Annotated in this window: 20 protein-coding genes; 9 read left to right on the plus strand and 11 right to left on the minus strand. The window is 68.8% G+C overall.

Annotated features, from left to right (window positions below; all coding sequences use genetic code 11):
- Positions 1–136: 136 nt before the first annotated feature.
- Complete coding sequence (locus tag O9Y01_RS14240) at positions 137–583, minus strand: GNAT family N-acetyltransferase (protein WP_269632261.1); 447 nt, start codon at positions 581–583, stop codon at positions 137–139.
- Positions 584–708: 125 nt separating this feature from the next.
- Positions 709–1401, minus strand: a complete 693-nt coding sequence (locus O9Y01_RS14245; RefSeq protein ID WP_269632262.1) for a cytochrome b/b6 domain-containing protein — start codon at positions 1399–1401, stop codon at positions 709–711.
- Positions 1402–1577: 176 nt separating this feature from the next.
- On the opposite strand from O9Y01_RS14245, the gene O9Y01_RS14250 reads away from it, so the two are divergent.
- On the plus strand, positions 1578–2060 hold the full coding sequence (locus O9Y01_RS14250) for a c-type cytochrome (RefSeq protein ID WP_269632263.1): 483 nt from the start codon (positions 1578–1580) through the stop codon (positions 2058–2060).
- Between the two features lie 15 nt (positions 2061–2075).
- On the opposite strand, the gene O9Y01_RS14255 is transcribed toward O9Y01_RS14250, so the two are convergent.
- Genes O9Y01_RS14255 through O9Y01_RS14280 form a run of 6 tightly spaced genes read right to left on the minus strand, consistent with a single transcriptional unit; the run spans position 2076 to position 6780 of the window.
- A complete protein-coding gene (locus O9Y01_RS14255) occupies positions 2076–2798 on the minus strand; it encodes an alanyl-tRNA editing protein (protein ID WP_269632264.1) in 723 nt (240 codons plus the stop codon).
- The gene (locus O9Y01_RS14260) at positions 2795–3373 is read right to left on the minus strand and encodes a VOC family protein (RefSeq protein ID WP_269632265.1); all 579 of its coding nucleotides are present in this window, start codon (positions 3371–3373) and stop codon (positions 2795–2797) included. Before O9Y01_RS14260 ends, O9Y01_RS14255 begins: the two co-directional genes overlap by 4 nt.
- Before the next feature lie 39 nt (positions 3374–3412).
- On the minus strand, positions 3413–4258 hold the full coding sequence (locus O9Y01_RS14265; protein WP_269632266.1) for a PhzF family phenazine biosynthesis protein: 846 nt from the start codon (positions 4256–4258) through the stop codon (positions 3413–3415).
- A gap of 33 nt (positions 4259–4291) precedes the next feature.
- On the minus strand, positions 4292–4783 hold the full coding sequence (locus O9Y01_RS14270; protein WP_269632267.1) for a GNAT family N-acetyltransferase: 492 nt from the start codon (positions 4781–4783) through the stop codon (positions 4292–4294).
- A gap of 9 nt (positions 4784–4792) precedes the next feature.
- Positions 4793–6004 (minus strand): aminotransferase-like domain-containing protein, encoded by a 1212-nt coding sequence (locus O9Y01_RS14275; RefSeq protein WP_269632268.1) that lies wholly within the window; start codon positions 6002–6004, stop codon positions 4793–4795.
- A 59-nt stretch (positions 6005–6063) separates the two neighbouring features.
- Positions 6064–6780 carry an aspartate/glutamate racemase family protein gene (locus O9Y01_RS14280; RefSeq protein ID WP_269632269.1) on the minus strand — a complete coding sequence of 239 codons (717 nt, stop codon included), beginning with the start codon at positions 6778–6780 and terminating at the stop codon, positions 6064–6066.
- A gap of 73 nt (positions 6781–6853) precedes the next feature.
- Between O9Y01_RS14280 and O9Y01_RS14285 the strand changes: the two genes are divergently transcribed.
- The 3 genes from O9Y01_RS14285 to O9Y01_RS14295 all read left to right on the plus strand — a co-directional run bounded on the left by O9Y01_RS14285 (position 6854) and on the right by O9Y01_RS14295 (position 9693).
- Positions 6854–8293 carry an aminotransferase-like domain-containing protein gene (locus O9Y01_RS14285; RefSeq protein WP_269632270.1) on the plus strand — a complete coding sequence of 480 codons (1440 nt, stop codon included), beginning with the start codon at positions 6854–6856 and terminating at the stop codon, positions 8291–8293.
- Between the two features lie 326 nt (positions 8294–8619).
- A complete protein-coding gene (locus O9Y01_RS14290) occupies positions 8620–8829 on the plus strand; it encodes a hypothetical protein (protein WP_269632271.1) in 210 nt (69 codons plus the stop codon).
- A gap of 342 nt (positions 8830–9171) precedes the next feature.
- Positions 9172–9693 (plus strand): CPBP family intramembrane glutamic endopeptidase, encoded by a 522-nt coding sequence (locus tag O9Y01_RS14295; RefSeq protein ID WP_269632272.1) that lies wholly within the window; start codon positions 9172–9174, stop codon positions 9691–9693.
- A 27-nt stretch (positions 9694–9720) separates the two neighbouring features.
- Here O9Y01_RS14295 and O9Y01_RS14300 read toward each other — a convergent pair whose 3' ends face one another.
- On the minus strand, positions 9721–11283 hold the full coding sequence (locus O9Y01_RS14300; RefSeq protein ID WP_269632273.1) for a GGDEF domain-containing protein: 1563 nt from the start codon (positions 11281–11283) through the stop codon (positions 9721–9723).
- A 227-nt stretch (positions 11284–11510) separates the two neighbouring features.
- Here O9Y01_RS14300 and O9Y01_RS14305 point away from each other — a divergent pair, with 227 nt between their 5' ends.
- A complete protein-coding gene (locus tag O9Y01_RS14305) occupies positions 11511–12149 on the plus strand; it encodes a response regulator (RefSeq protein ID WP_269632274.1) in 639 nt (212 codons plus the stop codon).
- Positions 12150–12170: 21 nt separating this feature from the next.
- On the opposite strand, the gene O9Y01_RS14310 is transcribed toward O9Y01_RS14305, so the two are convergent.
- Positions 12171–14036 (minus strand): ATP-binding cassette domain-containing protein, encoded by a 1866-nt coding sequence (locus tag O9Y01_RS14310; protein WP_269632275.1) that lies wholly within the window; start codon positions 14034–14036, stop codon positions 12171–12173.
- Positions 14037–14206: 170 nt separating this feature from the next.
- Here O9Y01_RS14310 and O9Y01_RS14315 point away from each other — a divergent pair, with 170 nt between their 5' ends.
- The 3 genes from O9Y01_RS14315 to O9Y01_RS14325 all read left to right on the plus strand — a co-directional run bounded on the left by O9Y01_RS14315 (position 14207) and on the right by O9Y01_RS14325 (position 16296).
- Positions 14207–15253, plus strand: a complete 1047-nt coding sequence (locus tag O9Y01_RS14315) for an ATP-grasp domain-containing protein (protein ID WP_269632276.1) — start codon at positions 14207–14209, stop codon at positions 15251–15253.
- A 32-nt stretch (positions 15254–15285) separates the two neighbouring features.
- A complete protein-coding gene (locus O9Y01_RS14320) occupies positions 15286–15474 on the plus strand; it encodes a hypothetical protein (protein WP_269632277.1) in 189 nt (62 codons plus the stop codon).
- A 120-nt stretch (positions 15475–15594) separates the two neighbouring features.
- On the plus strand, positions 15595–16296 hold the full coding sequence (locus O9Y01_RS14325; protein WP_269632278.1) for a DUF6624 domain-containing protein: 702 nt from the start codon (positions 15595–15597) through the stop codon (positions 16294–16296).
- A 43-nt stretch (positions 16297–16339) separates the two neighbouring features.
- Here the strand turns inward: O9Y01_RS14325 and O9Y01_RS14330 are convergent, their stop codons facing one another.
- Positions 16340–17200, minus strand: a complete 861-nt coding sequence (locus O9Y01_RS14330; protein ID WP_269632279.1) for a helix-turn-helix domain-containing protein — start codon at positions 17198–17200, stop codon at positions 16340–16342.
- Positions 17201–17296: 96 nt separating this feature from the next.
- Here O9Y01_RS14330 and O9Y01_RS14335 point away from each other — a divergent pair, with 96 nt between their 5' ends.
- A complete protein-coding gene (locus O9Y01_RS14335; protein ID WP_269632280.1) occupies positions 17297–18691 on the plus strand; it encodes a cytochrome P450 in 1395 nt (464 codons plus the stop codon).
- The last annotated feature ends 51 nt before the right edge of the window (positions 18692–18742 follow it).

Here is an 18742-nt window from a genome sequence, read left to right on the forward strand (position 1 = left end):
CGTAATCGGGCGTAATCAGCGGCAATCGACCGCAAAGCTGCCGTCACCCGCCGCGCCAGCCGACCGCAGCTGCCGACCGCAGCTGCCAAGCGCAACTGCCAAGCGCAACTGCCGCTCGGGCCTCGAAGCCCACACCTCAGTCCAGCTCGACCTTGAGGTAGTGCGCGCCGGGGATGGGGTTGTAGTAGTAGGGCGGCACGGTCTCGAAGCCCAGGTTGCCGTAGAGGCCGCGGGCGGCTTCCATGTCGTCCAGGGTGTCCAGCAGCATGGCCGAATAGCCGGCCTGGGTGGCGCGCTCGATCAGGGTCTGGGCCATGATGCGACCCAGGCCGAAGCGGCGGAAGGCGGGCCGCACGTAGAGCCGCTTCATCTCGCAGGCGTTGGCGTAGTCCACATCGGGCAGGTTGCGGAAGGCACCGGAGCCGGCGACCTGGCCGTCCACCAGGGCCAGCAGCAGCAGGCCCGAGGGCGGGGCATATTCGCCGGGCAGCTGCAGCAGCTCCTGCTCGAAGCCCTGGAAGCACAGGTCCACATCGAGGCTCTGCGCGTATTCACGCAGGATCTGCCGCGCTTCCTCCCACATCTGGGGGCTATCGGGACTGATCAGTTGGATCTGGTTCGAAGCGTCCATAGGCGGGCCAGTGTACCCAGGCTGCGGCGGCTCGCGTTGTCGGGATGCGACTGAGGGCGGGGCGGCGCGTCCGCCCTTCAACCGGGCGTGCCCAGGTTCACCAGCAGGTAGACCGCGGCCGCGCAGGCGGTCAGCAGGGTCAGCGCAAAGAGCCGGGTGGCGGCGGAATCCCGGCTGGCCTGCAGATGGGCGGGCGCCAGCTTGTCGCCGCCAAGCATCGCGCCGATCAGCTGGCGGCGCTTGAACCACTGATGGAAGAGGACCGCACCCACATGCAGGCCCAGCATGGCGTAGAGGCCCCACTGGCCCAGGTGCTGGTGGTAGTCGGTCCAGTCCAGGCTGGTCTCGCTGCTGACCCAGGCGGCCAGCGGGCCCGTGGTGGCCACCTCGTCATCCGAGATCAGGCCCGAGCCCACCTGCACGGCCAGCCAGCACAGCATGACCAGCACCGAAAGCGCGCCCAGGGGGTTGTGGCCGACATCGAAGTGGTCATCAGGCAAGGCCTGACCCCGCAGATAGCGCCAGGTGGCCGCGGGCCCGTAGAGCATCTGGCGCCAGCGGGACCAGTGCCCGCCGAACACGCCCCACAGCAGGCGAAACACCAGCAGCGCCATCACCGCATAGCCGAAGCGCAGATGCCAGGCCATGGCGTTCCCGCCCAGCTTGGCGCAGACCACCGCCCCGCCCACGCAGAGCACCAGGCCCCAGTGGAAGAGCCGGGTCGGCAGGTCCCAGACCCGCAGGGCTTGATGGGTGTCGCGGTCCTTCATGAGGCAACGATACCCGAGCCCCGTGGCGAACCCAAGCCGCCGTGGCAATGCCCGTGCCTGGCCGATGGCCCGACGCCACGGCGCCCGGCCAGTCCTGCAAGGCCGCGGGGCCTGGCCTACACTGCGCCGACCCCGCCCGGCACCACCGGGCAGGCACATCACAACACGGAGACCCCATGCCTTCGATCCTCGCCCAGTCCCGCCCCGCCCTGCTGGCCCTGCTGTGCTTTGGCAGCGCCCTGAGCAGCGCCCAGGCTCAAAGCGCCTTCAAGCGCCCCAGCGATGCCGTGGAATACCGCCAGGCCGGCTTCGAGCTGATGGCCACGCACTTCAAGCGCCTCAACGACATGGCCCAGGGCAAGGTGCCCTATGACGCGAAGGCCGTCGAGGAGAACATGGCCGTGATCGCCGTCGTGTCCAAGCTGCCCTTCACCGCCTTCGTGCCGGGCAGCGACAAGGCCAAGGGCACCGAAGCCCTGCCCGAAGTCTGGAGCCAGCCGGCCAAGTTCCAGGAAGCGGCTGACAAGCTGCAGGCCGAGGTCGGCAAGCTGCAGGCCGCGGTCAAGTCAGGCAAGCAGGAAGACGTGAAGATCGCCGCGGGCGCCGTGGGCCAGAGCTGCAAGGCCTGCCACGACAACTTCAAGCAGAAGGGCCACTGAGGCGCTTGTTCCGCCTCAGGCGTCGCCTGGCTGGGCAAAGCCCAGCACGACGCGCCGCGTCATCGCGGACTTCTTCTCGATCTTGGTGACCACCACGGCGCCGATGTCCGCCGTGTTGCTCACATGCGTCCCGCCGCAGGGCTGGAGGTCCAGGCCCTCGATCTCGACCAGGCGCACGCGGCCGCTGCCGCGTGGCGGCTGCACGCTCATGCTGCGCACGAGGCCGGGATTGGCATCCAGCTCGGCGTCAGTGATCCAGCGCAGCCGCACCGGCCGGGCCTCGGCCACGAGGCGCGCCAGGCCCGCCGTCAGGGCCTCCTTGTCCAGGGGCTCGCTCATGTGGAAGTCCAGGCGCGCATAGCCCGCGGTGATGGAGCAGCCGTCGACCGGATGCGGCACCAGCGCGCACAGCAGGTGCGTGGCGGTATGCAAGCGCATGTGGGCCCGGCGCCGCTGCGCATCGATGCGCAGCCGCAGCTCCTGCCCGGGCGCCAGCCCCTCCAGCGACTGACCCGCGGCGGGCAGGTGCAGGATCTCCAGGCCCTCGCCCTTGCGGGTGTCGGCGATGGCTATCGTGCGGCCATCGGCCAGCACGACCTCTCCCGCGTCGCCCGCCTGACCGCCGCCCTGCGGGTAGAACACGGTGCGGTCCAGCAGCAGCCCACGCTCGTCCACTCGCAGCAGGCGGGCCGTGCATTCGAGCAGCCCGGCGTCGTCCCGGAACAGGTCCTGGGTCATCCGATCACCTCCAGCATCCGCTCGCCCAGGGGCGTGTCCAGCCAGACCCGCAGGCCGTCGCGGGCCTCGAAGGCCTTGAGGCTGACGGGGCTGTCAGGCAGGGCGTCGCAGGGGTGTCTGTCGCCCCATTCGATCAGCATGGGCAGCCCTTCGCGACGCAGCCGCCGGCCGTCCTCGCGCAGGGCGATCTGCCAGCTCAGCAGGCCGCGCGAGGCCGCCACGGGCTGGCCGCCGTCCACGCCCTCGCTGCGCCACTGCGCCAGCGTGGCCTCCAGGCTGGGCACCCGCGCGACCCAATGGATGAGCCCCGGCCCCTGCGCCAGGCGCTCGCGCAGCGCGGGCAGGTCCAGGTCGAACCAGCGGGCGCGGCCGGGGGGCGGCGCCTCGGGATCGATGGCGATGATCTCCAGGTAGCAGCGCGGATGCGTCGCCGAGCTGGTGTTCAGCACGGCGTTGTGCGTGCCCATCAGCGCGTGCTTGCCGCCCGGCACCGGGCGCACGCCCAGGGTCCGCTCGCACCAGGCCACCCCATCGTCCAGCGTGGCCGCACCGACCACCAGATGATCCATGTCCATTGCGGTCTCCCCTGCTCTGCTTCGCTGTCAGGGCCGGCCTCAGAGGAGGACCTGCCCCTCGATCAAGGGCACGACATCCCCGCCGATCCAGCAGGTGCCGCCCTCGCTGTGCACATGGATGCGGCCATCCCGGCCCAGCACCTGGCCCTGGCCGGCGGTATAGGACGGGCCTGCGAGGCCGCTGCCGATCAGCCACAGGGCCAAGCCGGCATTGAGGCTGCCCGTCACCGGGTCCTCGGGCACCGACAGGCCCGGCACGAAGCCGCGCACCTCGAACTGCAGCTCATGCCCCGGCGGGTAGGCGCCGACGACGCCCAGGTCCAGGCCCTGCATCGCCAGGAAATCGGGCTGGATGGCCAGCACGGCCTCGGCCGTCTCCAGGCGCGCCGCCACCCAGGGCGGCCCGCCGTTGTCCACCCAGACCACGTCCAGCAGCTGCGTGTCCGCCACGCGCAGGCAGCGGACGACCTGGTCGCGCACCTCGGCCGGCACCGGGCCGCTGCGCACCAGGGCCGGTGCCGCAAAGGCCAGACGCTCGCCGTCCTGGCGCAGGGTCACGGCGCCGATGGCGCTTTCCTGGACGATGCGGCCGGGCGTCTTGGGCACGCCACCGTGCCTGAGCCAGACATGGGCCGAGCCCAGGGTCGGATGGCCGGCAAAAGGAAGCTCGCCGCCGGGCGTGAAGATGCGCACGCGATAGTCCGCCTCGGGCAGGGTGGGCGGCAGCAGGAAGGTGGTCTCGCTGAGGTTGGTCCAGCAGGCGAAGGCCTGCATCTGGGTCTCGTCGAGGCCCGTCCCGTCCACCACGACCGCCAGGGCATTGCCCTTGAGCGGCACCGCCGTGAAGACATCGACCTGGGCAAAGGGGCGCGAACGCGGGCTCATCAAGGCTCCTTCAGACGGTGGTGACGAACGCTCTCAGGGCGGCGGCTGGGTGCCGCCCTGCAGGTACAGGCCGGGCCGGGCAATCTCCATGCCCCGCTCGGGATGGCCCAGGGGCCGGAAGCCGTGGCGGGCGTACAGCGCCTGCATGTCACGGGTGACCAGCTGCAGCCGGCGCAGGCCCTGAAGGTCCGGGTGCTGCAGCAGGGTCTGCATCATCCAGTCGGCCAGGCCCTGGCGGCGGTGCGGCTCCAGCACGTAGACGTCGCAAAGGTAGGCGTAGGTCGCCCGGTCCGTGACCATGCGGGCGAAGCCCACCTGGACCTCGGGCCCCTCGCCTTCACGGCAGCGCAGGGCGATGCACAGCGAGTGCGCGATCGCCCGCTGCACCAGCGCCAGCGGGATGCCCTCGGACCAGTAGGCCTGGCTCAGGTAGGCATGGGCGGCCATGGCGTCGATGTCGGCCGGCGCGAAGCCCAGCCGGTAGCGGCGCTCCCCGAGCTGGCGGTGCAGGCCGTCGTCCACCACGGCGGCGCCTCAGGGCGTGGGCTGCGCGCCGGACTCCAGCGCCTCGCCCAGCACGCGGCCCAGGATGGCCACGCCCTCGGTGATCAGCTCCGGCGTCAGGGTCACAAAGGACAGGCGCAGGGCACGCAGATCGGGGTTGGCGGCGTAGAAGGCCGCGCCTGGCACATAGGCGATGTTGGCGTCCACGGCCTTGGGCAGCAGGGCCATGGCGTCCAGGCCCTCGGGCAGGCGGATCCAGAAGAACATGCCGCCCTTGGGCTTCTGCCATTCGCAGCCGGCCGGCAGGTACTTCTTCAGGGCCTCGGCCATGGCATCGCGATTGGCCTTGTAGCGGGCGCGGATGCTGGGGATGTGCTGGTCCAGGAAGCCGTCCTTGATGACTTCATAGACCACGCGCTGGTTGAAGCCCGGCGTGTGGAGGTCGGCCGCCTGCTTGGCCTGCAGCAGCTTGGGGTACAGGGCCTTGGGCGCCACGATGTAGCCCAGGCGGAAGCCCGGGGTCAGCACCTTGGAGAAGGAGCCCAGGTAGATGGAGCCCTCGGGCCACATCGAGGTCAGCGCGGCCGGCGGTTCCTCGTCGAACCACAGGTCGCCGTAGGGGTTGTCTTCCACGACCGGCACGTTGGCTGCCTTGGCCGCGGCCATCACGGCCTGGCGGCGCTCCAGGCTCATCACGCGACCGGTGGGGTTCTGGTAGTTGGGCAGCAGGTAGGCGAAGCGGGTGCCGGGCGCGTCATGGGCCAGGCGGCCGAAGGCTTCAGGCAGCGGGCCTTCGTGGTCGCTGGCCAGGCTGGTGAAGATGGGCTCGTAGGGCGTGAAGGCCTGCAGGGCGCCCAGGTAGGTGGGCGTCTCGACGGCCACGGGCGCGCCGGCATCGCACAGGATCTTGCCGACCAGGTCCAGGCCCTGCTGCGAGCCGCTGGTGATCAGCACCTGGTCCGGCGAGCAGTCGATGCCCAGGTGCGCCACGCGGGCGGCGACCCACTCGCGCAGCGGCGCAAAGCCCTCGCTGGCGGCGTACTGGAGGGCCTCCTTGGCATTGAGCGAGAGCACACGGTCGCAGGCCGACTTCAGGGCCTCGACGGGGAAGGTGTCCGCCGAGGGCAGGCCGCCGGCCATGGACAGGATGCCCGGCTTCTCGGTGACCTTGAGGATCTCGCGGATGATGGACGGGTTCATCCGTGCGGCGCGTTGGGCCAGGTTCCAGGGGGTGGTGCTCATCTTCTTGTCTCCAGCAAGTCGTCTGAAAAACGTCGGGGGCCGGCAAAGGCCCGGTGATTTCACGGGGCCAGCAGCCAGTCTGCAGCCGCCTGCGCCTGCAGGCGGGTGCTGTCGAAGAACGGCAGCGGGCAGTCCTGCTGGACCGCATCATCCAGCAAGAGTCCCAATTCGGTACAGCCCAGGATCAGGGCTTGTGCGCCCTGCGTGGCCAGCTGGGCGGCCTGGCACAGCAGGGTCTGGCGCGAGCGGTCCCGCACCTCGCCGCGGCACAGCTCCTCGAAGATGATGCGGTGCACCTCCTCGGCGTCCTCGCCCTGAGGGCTCAGCAGCTCGATGCCCTGGGCCTGCATGCGTTCGGTGTAGAAGCCCGGCGCCATGGTGTAGCGCGTGCCCATCAGCGCGGCGCGGCGGATGCCCTGGCGCTTCAGCGCGGCGGCCGTCAGGTCCACCAGGTGCAGCAGGGGCAGCTCGCCGCCGGCCTCGATGGCCGGGGCCACGCGGTGCATGGTGTTGGTCGCCAGCATCAGGGCCCCGGCGCCGGCACGGCGCAGGCCGGCGGCGGCCTCGCCCAGGAGGCGCCCGGCCTCGTCCCAGCGGTCCTCGCGCTGCAGGGTGGCGATTTCGTCGAAGTCCACGCTCCACAGCAGCAGGCGCGCGCTGTGCAGCCCACCCTGGCGGGCGGCCACCTCGCGGTTGATCAGGGCGTACAGCTGCGCGCTGGACTCCCAGCTCATGCCGCCGAGCAGTCCCAGAACACGGGTCGAAGACTTCTGCATCGGGCCAGTCTACGACCCACAGCCAGTACAGAACCAATACACTTGTCCAGACAGCACTAGAAACTGTACTGGCATGCACACCGACACAGCCTCCCTGCAGCGCGACGCCGGCCAGACCCTGGCCCAGCAGCTCGCCCAGCGTTTTTCCCAGCGCATCCAGCAGCGCCTGCTGCTGCCGGGCAGCCGCCTGCCCTCGGTGCGCGAATGCGCCCGTCATCACCGCGTGAGCCCCTACACCGTGGTCGCCGCCTACGACCAGCTGCTGGCCGCCGGCCTGGTGGAGGCGCGCAAGCAGCGCGGCTTCTTCGTGCGGGACCTGCGCCCCCAGCCCGTGGCGCCCGGGCGCAGCGAGCCCCCGCGTCCGCCGATGGGCATCCCCCAGGGCGTGCCCCTGGACGCCACCGCGCTGATCCGCGGCATGTTCCAGGCCGACGCCCGCCATGCGCCCGGCCTGGGCACCCTGCCCGGCGACTGGCTGGACCTGCCCCTGCTGCAGAGCGCCATGCGCCGCGTGCTGGCCCAGACCGACGGCGACGACCCCCTGGCCCTGCAGTACGGCGAACCCGGTGGCGACCTGCGCCTGCGCCAGGCCCTGGCCCGGCGCCTGGACGACCTGGGCATCAGCGCCCCGGCGGACCAGATCGTCAGCACCGTCGGCGCGACCCATGCCCTGGACCTCATCACCCGCCGCCTGCTGCAGCCCGGCGACGCCGTGCTGGTGGACGACCCCGGCTGGTCCATCGAATACGCACGGCTGTCCCAGGCCGGCATGCGCCTGCTGCCAGTGCCCCGCGGCGCCGACGGCCCGGACATGGCCGTGATGACCCAGCTCGCCCAGGAGCACCGGCCTCGCATGTACGTGACGGTCTCGGTGCTGCACAACCCCACGGGCGGCACACTGTCGCTGGCCCGCGCCCACCAGATCCTGAAGCTGGCCGAGTCGCAGGACTTCCAGATCGTCGAGGACGACACCTATGCCTCCATGGCGCCCAACCACGCGCCGCGCCTGTCGGCCCTGGACGGGCTGCGGCGCACGCTCTATGTCTCGGGCTTTTCCAAGATCCTCACGCCGGCCTGGCGCGTGGGCTTCGTGGCGGCGGCGCCCGAGGTCGTGGCCCAGCTGACCGAGCAGAAGCTGCTGACCACCCTCACCACCAGCCCCCTGATGGACCGCGCCGTGGCCGTGTGCCTGGAGCAGGGCACGCTGCGCCGCCACGCGGAGCGCGTGATCGCCCGGCTGGACGCCGCCCGCCAGCGCGTCGTGCCCCTGGCCGAGGCCGCGGGCTGCCGCTTCGTCACGCCGCCCGCCGGCCTCTTCGGCTGGCTGGAGGTGGGCATGGACACCGAGCGCCTGGCCCAGCGCATGCTGGACGAGGGCTGGCTGATCGCCCCAGGCGTGCTGTTCAGCGCCACCCGCCAGGCCGGCAGCCTCATGCGCATCAACTTCGCCACCTCGCAGGACGCCCGCTTCTGGCGCCGCCTGCAGGCCATGCGCGAGGAGCGCCTGCGCTGAGGAACGGAATGCGTCTTGCCGCGCTTTGGCGCAGCCTTGCACAGTCCGGGTCAGAAAGGGAACCCAAGTCGCCCTCTCAGTGCCGCCTCCGGCAGCTGGATCGTCCTATGGGGAGGGCCCCAGACGCCAGGCCGCGGGCCTGGATCGGCGTACGCCAACATTGTGGCCAATCCTCTAAACTATCGCGCCACCGCCCTCCTTGGGTGGGAAATCTGCAGTCGATCCGCAGGCCGATATCGACTGCATGCTCGAATTGAAAACAATAGAAAAACACTTTATAGGGAGGCCACTGCCCCTTTTTTGCAGTGGGTACAAATGGAGAAAATATGCTGATCTTGAACGAAGAACAATGCGACCTCGTCGGCGGCGGTGAAGTTGGCGCCACGGGGCGGGGAGACAACATGAGCTATGCGGGGTACTACGGCTCCGGCGCCTCCGGCTGCTTTTACGATGCGATGATTTTTACGGGCGGCCCAATGCTCGGCAAGGGCATGATCGCATACTGGGAGCGCGCCATCGAATGCCTCGCTCAGTAAATTAGCCGGCCGGCGGGAGATTTCAATTCCCCCGCCATATCCATGCTCATACACATACTTCGGACTTACTGCTGCTATGCCCTCTTCGGGCTAGGCGGCGTAATCCTCGTCCACTTACTGGTGACAGGTGGTGCGTATTTCCTCTTCAATTCGCTAGCCCCCATCGGCTCGATGAGCTTCATGGCCAGCAAGTGGACGATCAATACTCTGGCATTGGCACTTGGGCTACTTGCATACTGGACTACAAGGAAGGTCCTGCATAGACCTGCAGGCTGCGGCGCGCCACACGAGTCTGAAAGGCTTGGCAGTAGATCGGTAGCTTGGGCTGCTACCGCGTCATTCATGGTCGCTCTGGCAGCCCCCATCCTCTGGGCGGTACTCTCTGTCCCAAACAAGGACGCCGTCGGCGTATTTCATTTCGAGTACCTGACCGTCTCCTTGTTTTCAATTCTCGCTGCGGCCTTACTGGAGGAGGTCGCTTTCAGAGTACTGTTCATCGACAGCGCCCGGAAAATTGGTGTAAACCTATCTTTTGCGATCATCTTCCAGTCGTTGATATTTACCGTTGCGCATGGCCGTCTCGCCCAACGCACCCTAGACGAGTTGCTGTGGTTCGCTACGATAGGAATCTTTCTGGGTTGCGCCTATGCAGCCTGGGGAATCCTGTCTTCTACTGTTCTGCATTGCTGGATCAATGTGCTTGTCTCCCAGGCCGAGCGTCCCAACGAATGGTATGCCGGGCAAATTTTTGCCAGCGTGCCCCAAGCCTGGAAGGGGCTCTGCATGCTAGCGATGGCTCTCTTGTCGGCGGGCATGGTCATCGCGCTGCGGCGGAATGCCGTGCGCAAAACACGCACCAGCTAAGCAGCGGCGCGCCCGCGCACCGCTCGCTCAGGCGCACTCGATGCGGTCGCGGCCCGCGGCCTTGGCGCGGTACAGGGCAGCGTCGGCCCGCTGGTAGAGCGTGTCGGGGCTGTCCGGCGTCGAGAACATCGCCAGGCCGATGCTGGCGGTGACGAAGGCGGTGGCCGCGCCCTCGGGCTGGGCCTCGTGGACGATGCCAGCCCGCGCCAGCAGGGCACGGAACTCCTCGGCCTGGTGCAGGGCGCCCGGCGCGTCGGTGTCCTGCAGCAGCAGGGCGAATTCCTCGCCGCCCAGGCGGGCCGGCAGGTCCGAGGGGCGGCGCGCGACCTCCTGCAGGCAGCGGGCGACCTCCTGCAGCGCCCGGTCCCCCGCGGCATGGCCGTAGTGGTCGTTGTAGCGCTTGAAGTGATCCACGTCGATCAGGATCAGGCACAGCGAGGCGCCGTTGCGGTGCTGCTGGCGCAGGGCCAGGGACAGGCGCTGGCTGAAGCAGCGCCGGTTGGGCAGGCCGGTCAGGGCGTCGGTCTGCGAGAGCTTCTCCAGCTCGTAGACCTGGCGGTCGATGACGGACAGCAGGTGATTGATGCCGGCGCCCAGCTCGTTGATCTCGTCCGCGCCCTGCAGGGTCACGGCGGCATGCCACTGCCTCTGCTCACGGATGGCGGCCAGCTCGCGCCGCATGCGCACCACGCGCGAGATCACCTGGCGGTCCAGCAGCCAGGCCAGGGCCACGCCGAGCACCAGGGCCAGCGCCGCCATGACCAGGCGGCGATCGCGGGCCTCGCGTTCGCCGCGCTGGACGATGCCGCGCCCGTGCTGGACCTCCAGCGCCACGAGCTGCAGGGGTTCGCCGGCCAGAGGCAGGGGCCAGTGCATCAGCAGGCGCTCGTCCAGGCGGCGCAGGCTCCAGGGGCCGGCACCGGGCAGCTCGGCGCTGCTCAGGGCCTGCACCAGGTCGCCGGCCAGGGGCAGGGCCTGGGTGGCCGGCACGACGCGCACGGGCAGGCCCACCCGGCGCTGGAGCTGGCGCAGAAAGCGGCTGTCCAGGCGCTCGGCCATCACCAGCACGCCACGGGCGCCGTCGTTCATCCCGGGCTCCTCCAGCCGGCGCCGGCACAGCAGCACCAGGTAGTCCGGCGAACCCGCCAGGCCACAGGCGGGGCTGTCGGCGGCGGGCGCGCCCAACCAGTGGCGGGTGCCCGCCGGCAGGGAGGCCAGCCAGCTCTCCCCGTCCACCGCGGCCCAGACCTGCAGGGCCACGCGGCCCTGATCGTCCAGGAGCAGCAGGCCGTCCAGGCCCACCTGCGCGAGGTAGGCGGGACTGAAGTTGCGCTGGATGAACTCGGGATCGGACCGTGTCAGGTGCCGGCGCAGATCCGGCCACAGGCGCCACTCGTGCAGCATGAACTCGCGGTGCTGGATCTCGCCGTCCAGCACCGCCACCAGGTGCTGGAAGTCGTCGCGGGCCTCCTCGAGCTCCACGTCCTGGTAGGCCTGGTCCTGGCCCTGCTGGATGGCCCAGACGCCCAGCAGGATGCAGCCCGCGGAGAGCGCGATCACGTAGCCGATCATCTGGCGCCTGAGACCCATGCAATGGACTTCCTGCTGCTGGCCCGAACAGCCCATGCTAGGGCCAAACGCGGCGCAGAGGCTGTGCCGCCCGGGCCGGCGTCGCGGCGGCGTCACGCACTTATTTCACGCTGCCGAAGGTTGAGGCGGCCGGGCTTTCCCGGGGCGTCAGCAAGGCGCAGGCCGGGCTCGATAAGATCGTTTGCAATTTCGATTGCAGGCCCCCGTCCACACCCGGCCGCGCCGCCATGAACGCCCCCGCCCCGCTCCATTTCCTCGTCGTCGATCCGCTGCCCGGCGTCCAGACCTTTGCACGCCAGCTGCTGGAGGGCTACGGCTTTCCAGCGGACAGCATCCGCTGCTGCAGCCGGCCCGACGAGGCCCTGGCCCTGCTGCCCGGCTTCCGCCCCCAGTTCCTGATCTGCGACTGGTTCCCCAAGGAGGCGCTCAGCGGCATCGCCCTGCACCGGCAGGTCTGCCAGCAGGTGCCGGACTGCCGGCTCGCACTGCTGAGCTTCGAGACCGGCCCCGAGCAGCAGGCTCAGGCCCAGGCGGCCGGCGCCCGCTTCCTGCTGAAGAAGCCCTTCACGGCCCAGGAGCTGAAGAGCACCCTGCGCCAGGCCCTGGAAAAGCTGGCCACCGAACGGCCCGAGCTGCACCGGCGCCTGCAGCAGGTCATGGGCTCGCCGCAGGTGATGCAGCGGGTGTCGGCCCCCATCCCGATGCCGGCCATGCCCCAGGTGCCTCCGCTGAAGCCGGGCGACCGCGTGCGCCTGGGCAGCAGCACCGAGGTGGTGGACGCCGTGGTCATCCGCCAGGGCGAGCTGGTGGTGCAGCTGAAGAACAAGAACGGCCTGATCCCGGCCGACAAGCTGCAGCGCGCCTGAGCCCGGCGCCAGGCCTCGTGCTCAGCGGGCGCCCAGGGTCTCCCAGCGCTCCAGCAGGACCATCAGCTCCTCCTCGATGGCCGCCGCCCGGTTCGTGACCTCCTGGATGCGGCCGGCGCCCTGCGTGTAGAGCTCGGTACCGCCGATCAGGGCGTTGAGTGCCGCCTGCTCGGCTTCCAGGGCCTCGATGCGGCCCGGCAGTTCGTCCAGCTCGCGCTGCTCCTTGTAGCTGAGCTTGCGTTTGGCCGCGGCAGGCGCCGCCACCGCCGGTGCCGGCGCCGGGGTGGCCTTGGGTGCAGCCGCAGCCGCCATGGCCCTGGCACGCTGGGACTGCGTCAGCCAGTCCTGCACGCCGCCCTCGTACTCGCGCCAGACGCCATCCCCCTCAGAGACCAGCGTGGAGCTGACCACGTTGTCCAGGAAGCGGCGGTCATGGCTGACCAGGAAGACCGTGCCGTCATAGTCCTGCAGCAGCTCTTCCAGCAGCTCCAGGGTCTCGATGTCGAGGTCGTTGGTGGGCTCGTCCAGCACCAGCACATTGGCCGGGCGGGCGAAGAGCCGGGCCAGCAGCAGGCGGTTGCGCTCGCCGCCGGAGAGGCTCTTGACCGGCGAGTTGGCGCGCTGCGGGGCGAAGAGGAAGTCGCCCAGATAGCTCATCACGTGCTTGCGCTGGTTGCCGATCTCGATCCATTCGCTGCCCGGGCTGATGGTGTCGGCCAGCGTGGCTTCCAGGTTGAGCCCGTCACGCATCTGGTCGAAATAGGCCACGGTGAGGCGGGTGCCCTGGCGCACGGTGCCGCTGTCAGGGGCCAGCTCGCCCAGGATCAGCTTCAGCAGCGTGGTCTTGCCCGCGCCGTTGGGGCCGATCAGGCCGATCTTGTCGCCGCGCAGGATGGTGGTGCTGAACTCGCGCACCACGGTGCGCTCGCCGAAGCGCTTGCTGACCTTGTCCAGCTCCGCGACGATCTTGCCGCTGGCGTCGCCGGTGGCGATGTCCAGGCGCACCTTGCCCTGCACGTCGCGCCGGGCGGCGTGGGCCTCGCGCATCTGCATCAGGCGGGCGACGCGCGCCACGCTGCGGGTGCGGCGGGCCTCCACGCCCTTGCGGATCCAGACCTCCTCCTGCGCCAGGACCTTGTCGAAGCGGGCATTGGCCAGGGCCTCGTTCTCCAGCTCGTACTGCTTGGCGGCCTGGAAGGCGGCGAAGTTGCCGGGGTAGCCACGCAGCTGGCCCCGGTCCAGCTCGACGATGCGGTTGCAGACGTTGTCAAGAAAGGCGCGGTCGTGGGTGATCAGCAGCAGGCTGCCCTTGAAGGCATTGAGCAGGCCTTCGAGCCAGGCGATGGCGTCCAGGTCCAGGTGGTTGGTGGGCTCGTCCAGCAGCAGCACGTCGGGCTGGGCCACCAGGGCGCGGGCCAGGGCCACGCGCTTCTTCAGGCCGCCGGACAGCGCACCGACCTGGCGGCTGCCGTCCAGACCCAGGCGCTGCAGGGTCTCCTCCACCCGCTGCTCCCAGGTCCAGCCGCCCAGCTGCTCCAGGCGGGTCTGCAGGGCGTCGAGGTCCTCGCCCGGGGCATGGGCCTCGAAGCGCTCGCGCAGCGCGCGGGCCTCGGCCACGCCTTCGCTGACGACCTCGAAGATGCTGGCCTCGGCCCGCAGCGCGGGCTCCTGGGGCACGTAGACGCTGCGCAGGCCCAGCTGCAGCTGCAGCAGGCCGTCGTCGAGCTTGTCGATGCCGGCCAGGATCTTGAGCAGGGAAGACTTGCCGGTGCCGTTGCGGCCGATCAGGCCCACGCGTTCACCGGTTTCCAGCGCGAAATTGGCACCATCCAGCAGCGGCACATGGCCGTAGGCGAGATGGGCATTGGTCAGGGAGAGGACAGCCATGGGGGCGGATTGTCCCAGACTCGGCCGCGGCTCCGGGCCACGGGCCTGCCCCCCCTCTGGCGGCGTCCATTGGGCGATTGCTGATCCGGACATCCAATTACCTGCAACTTCTTACAGTTGCCCCACCCAGGGCAATACTTAGCATCCACCCGCGCCTCATGAAGAGATAAATGATATTAATAATCTCCACCGAGTCTGATTTTCATGCGCACGTCGTATCAAAGGGCCTGGATGAATTAGGCAGCCATAGTCAGCTGCTCTGCCTGGACGGGTCCCCCTTCAATCATGAGATATCACTGAGCCTGCAGGAAGAAGAGTGCCTGCGCTTCCGGAGCAGGGCTCGCAGCGCGGCGCTGGACTTTAGCAAGGTTCGAACAATCTGGCACCGACGCAGCGGCAGCATTTCCGCCCCAGACCGGCTCCCCTCCAAGAATCACAAGATATTCAATCAAGAGTGGCAGGATTCGAGGCGGGGCATGCTGCATCTTCTCGATCAAGCCGCCCCATTCTGGGCAAATCATTGGATGCAGGCCTGGCGTGCCGAAAACAAGGTACTCCAGCTCAGCATGGCCAAAAAGCTCGGATTCAAAATTCCCAGGACGCTCATCTCCAACTCAGCGGATGAAATTCGTCGCTTTTACGAGTTGCATGATGGAAACATCATTCACAAGATGTTCAACCCTGCGACATTCGAGGGCGCGACAGCCTGCACCGCCAAGGTAGCGCCGGAACTGATGAGTCAAACACAGACCCTCGGGTTGTGTCCGGGCATATTCCAGGAGTTTCTGGACATCGAATTCGAGGCCCGCGTGCTGGTGGCAGGAGAGGAAATCCTGGCCGCCAAGATGATCAATAGCGGAAAGGCAGGTATCGACATTAGGCGGGATCAGCTCGGCGGGCTGGCGATCACGCCCATGGAGCTGCCTGCGGCAATCCATGAGCGCTGCATTCAACTGACCCGGCAGCTGGGACTCTGCACCTGTTCAATTGATCTGGCATATACCCGTTCCGGCCAGTGGAATTTCTTCGAAGTCAATCAGGCTGGACAGTTTCTCTGGATGGAACTGCACGAACCGGAGCTGCGCACCCTGGACCTGATGTGCAGGTTCTTGGTTTCGGGAACAGCGGATTTCAGACTTAGGGAAAAGCCCAGCCTGAAACTCGCAGATCATCTGCCAAAAGAATTCTTTGACCGGCCAGGTCAGGAATGGAAGTAAACCCCATCAAATCCAACCACGAAGAGGCAATCATGAAACACACCGACACCCAAGGCGAAACCCTGGAAATCAAGATGCTGGGTGAATACTCGGCCCAAGACCTCAGCGACGAAGAAATCAATTCCGTGGCCGGCGCCCGGTGGGTCTCGACCGTCACCACGGACAGCGGCTGGGGCCCCAATCCCTTCTGCCCCTGCCCTGACAGGGACTTCATCAGCTGATCCCGAAGATCCCGGGCGCGTGGACCTCCTCCACGCGCCTGCTGCGCTCCGCGGATACCGGGGCCGGATGCCTCCAGCACGTGCCGTCATCGCCAGCCGAGCATTCCAATGATCACCCGCATGAAATCTGAACCCCTACGCTTGCGCCACAGGACCTTCGTTTGCGGATGCGCCTGGATGGCCTTGCTTCTTGCAGTCCATGTCCGTGCTGAGGATGCGCCGCGCGTGCCTGACTTTTCAATCTCGACCCCATGCGACTGGTACAAGGAAACCCGGCAAACCAACCAGTGGTTCGAACGCGATCAGCAACCGCGCCAACAGCTTATGGCCATCTACTCGCGCGCCCAGGAAAGCGGCATCGCGGCGGATCCGGCCCAGGTCAAGGAAGCCATGGCGTTGATTGATGAGGCCGATGGCGCCCTGAGGAAGGCGTTGGAGGATCTGGTCACCCGGTGCGGCTGGCCGTCAAGAACCGCCTTTGGGCAAGCGGCCGTCCAGTCCGCCTACATGGTCGTCCAGCACGCGCCTCTGGATTACCAGCTCAAGTACCTGCCCGTCATCACGGCAGCGACGGCCCAGGGTGAATTCGAGAAAAGACATCTGGCGCTGCTGACGGACCGGATTCTCGTCAGACAGCAAAAGCCACAGCGCTATGGCACTCAGACCCGAGTCATCGACGCGCTCGGGAATGCGGAGATGTTCCCCATCGAGGATGAAGAGGCCGTGGATCGGCTTCGCGCGGATGCGGGCATCGTCCCGGTCTCCATCTGCGCTTACGCTTCGATGATGAACGCCCGCCTGAAGCGCTGCGAAGGGCCATAGGCTAGCTGGCCACCCCGCCCTTCGCCGGGCCTGGCTGCGTGCCTCAGACCCAGACGCGATAGGCCCAGAAGGCCTCGTCCGTGTCGATGCGCCGGCGCAGCTCCTCCGGGCTGAAGCCGGTGACGCGGCGGGTCTCGCGGCACAGATGGGCCTGGTCCGCATAGCCCGCGTCCTGGGCCAGGGCGCTCCACAGCACCTCGCCAGCCTCCATCTCGCGGCGCACCCGGTGGAAGGTGGACTCGGCACGGCTGACGCGGCGCAGGGCCTGCATGCTCTGGCCGCTCCAGCGCTTGATGCGGCGCTCGACCTGGCGCAGGCTGTCACCGTGGCCGCCGGCCACCGCCTTCAGCGCCAGGTTCTGCATCCAGTCCCGGTAGCGGCGCGGCGGCGAGGCCTGGCTCTGCGCCCAGGCCCGCCAGCGCGGCAGCAGGAATTCCTCCAGCAGGGCCTGGCAGGCGTGCTCGTCGGGGGCGGCCAGCAAGGCGGTGTTGAGGGCCTGCCAGTCGGCCCCCAGGGCGGATTCGATGGGCTCGTAGCGGTCCAGCAGGGCCGTCAGGTCTACGCCGGTCAGCGCATGCAGCGCCTCCGGCAGCATGGCCACCATGAAGCAGCGCGTGCCGGCATCGGAGCGGAACTGGGCGGGCCGGGTACGCGGCCCGCCGACCAGGCAGCGGCCGCCCAGGCGACGCTCGCTGCCGTCGTCCAGGACCTGGCAGCCGTCGCCCTCCAGCACCCAGGTCATGCCGCAGAAGGGCGTGGCCGGGAAGTGGGAGCTGCGCTGCGCCGCGGTGAGCGAGGCAGCGGCCGTGGTGTCGCGCCAGAGGGAGGCATAGAGGCAGCCGCTGAGGGCCAGGCTGGGCGCTATCAGCCGGGCGACGGCATCGGGGTGGCGGTCGCTGTCCATGGCGGCAGTGTAGTCAGGCCGGAGACAGGGGGAGGTCCGGGCCGATGTCGATTTCGTTCAAGACCCGCCGCGGGCGTCTCGCCACCATGCGGGCCCATGAACACCCAGACCCTCACCCCGACGACCTCCGCCCTCCCTCCAGGCCCCGCCGGCCTGGGCTTCGACCGCCTGCGCGCCCTCAGCCGCGACTACCTCGGCCCGCTGCGCCAATGGCATGCGCAGTATGGCGACGTCGTCCGCCAGCGCTTCGTCCACCTGGTGGACTACAGCTTCCTGCACCCCGACCACATCCGCGAGGTGCTGGTGGCCTCGCACGAGCAGCTAATCCGTTGGGAGCGCGGCACCGAGGTGTTTGCCAGCGCCCACGGCCACAGCGTGCTGGTGGCCGAAGGCGAGGCTTGGCAGCGCCAGCGTCAGATGCTGCAGCCCGCTTTCGCGCCCCGGCGTGTCGAGAGCTTCGTGCCGCGCATGGTGGACGCCGCCCGCGAGAGCCTGCAGCGCTGGCAGGGCCAGCCGAACTTCGAACTGGACTTCGATTTCGAATCGGCCATGACCCAGGTCACCATGGAGGTGATCATGCGCGCCCTCTTCTCCCGCGGCGACGAACAGCAGGGGCGCGCCATGGCCGCCGCCGTGCATGACCTGGGCATCGAGGCCATGCAGGAGTTCTACTGGCCGGTCAGCGCCCCGCTGTGGATGCCCTGGAAGGCCCGCAAGCGACGGGCCCTGCAGCTGCTCAAGCGCTTCATCGAGGCGGAAGTCGATCAACGCCTGGCCCGGACCGAGACCCGCGAGGACACCGGCGCCGACACCGGCACCGACCTGCTGGGCCTGATGCTGGCGGCCCAGGACGCCCAGGGCCAGGGCTTCGACGCCCATGCCCTGAGGGACGAATGCATGACGACCTTCCTCGCGGGGCACGAGACCACCGCGGCCGCCCTCACCTGGTGGGGCTGGTGCATGGCGTCACATCCCGAGGAGCAGCGCCGTGTCGCCGACGAGCTGCAGGCCGTGCTGGGCGAGCGCGCGCCCACCGCTGCCGACCTCCCCCAGTTGCCCCGCCTGGCCCGCAGCTTCAAGGAGAGCCTGCGCCTGTATCCACCGGCGGCCGCCCTGTTCTCGCGGCGCACGACCGCGCCGGTCCGGGTGGCCGGCTACACGCTGCCGGTGGGCAGCATGGTGCGCATCACGCCCGCCCTCACGCACCGCGATCCGCGCTGGTTCCTCGAGCCGGAGGCCTTCCGCCCCGATCGCTTCGACCCGGCGGCCGGCCACCCGGAGATCCCGCGCGGCGCCTGGCTGCCCTTCGGCGCCGGCCCGCGCGTATGCCTGGGCAGCCATTTCGCGCTGACGGAGATGAGCGTGATCGCCGCCCTGCTGCTGCAGCGCTACGAGCTGCAGACCGTGCCCGGCCGGCGCGCGCCGCAACCGCGCCTGGACATCACCCTGCGTCCCGACGTGCCGCTGCACCTGGCCCTGAAGCGGCGCTGAGTTGCCGCTCAATCGGGCAAGACCTGCCCCCTGGCGTCCGTGCTGCCGGGG

It is taken from the genome of Pelomonas sp. BJYL3, from assembly GCF_027257975.1.
Taxonomy (GTDB): Bacteria; Pseudomonadota; Gammaproteobacteria; order Burkholderiales; family Burkholderiaceae_C; genus Roseateles_B; species Roseateles_B flavus.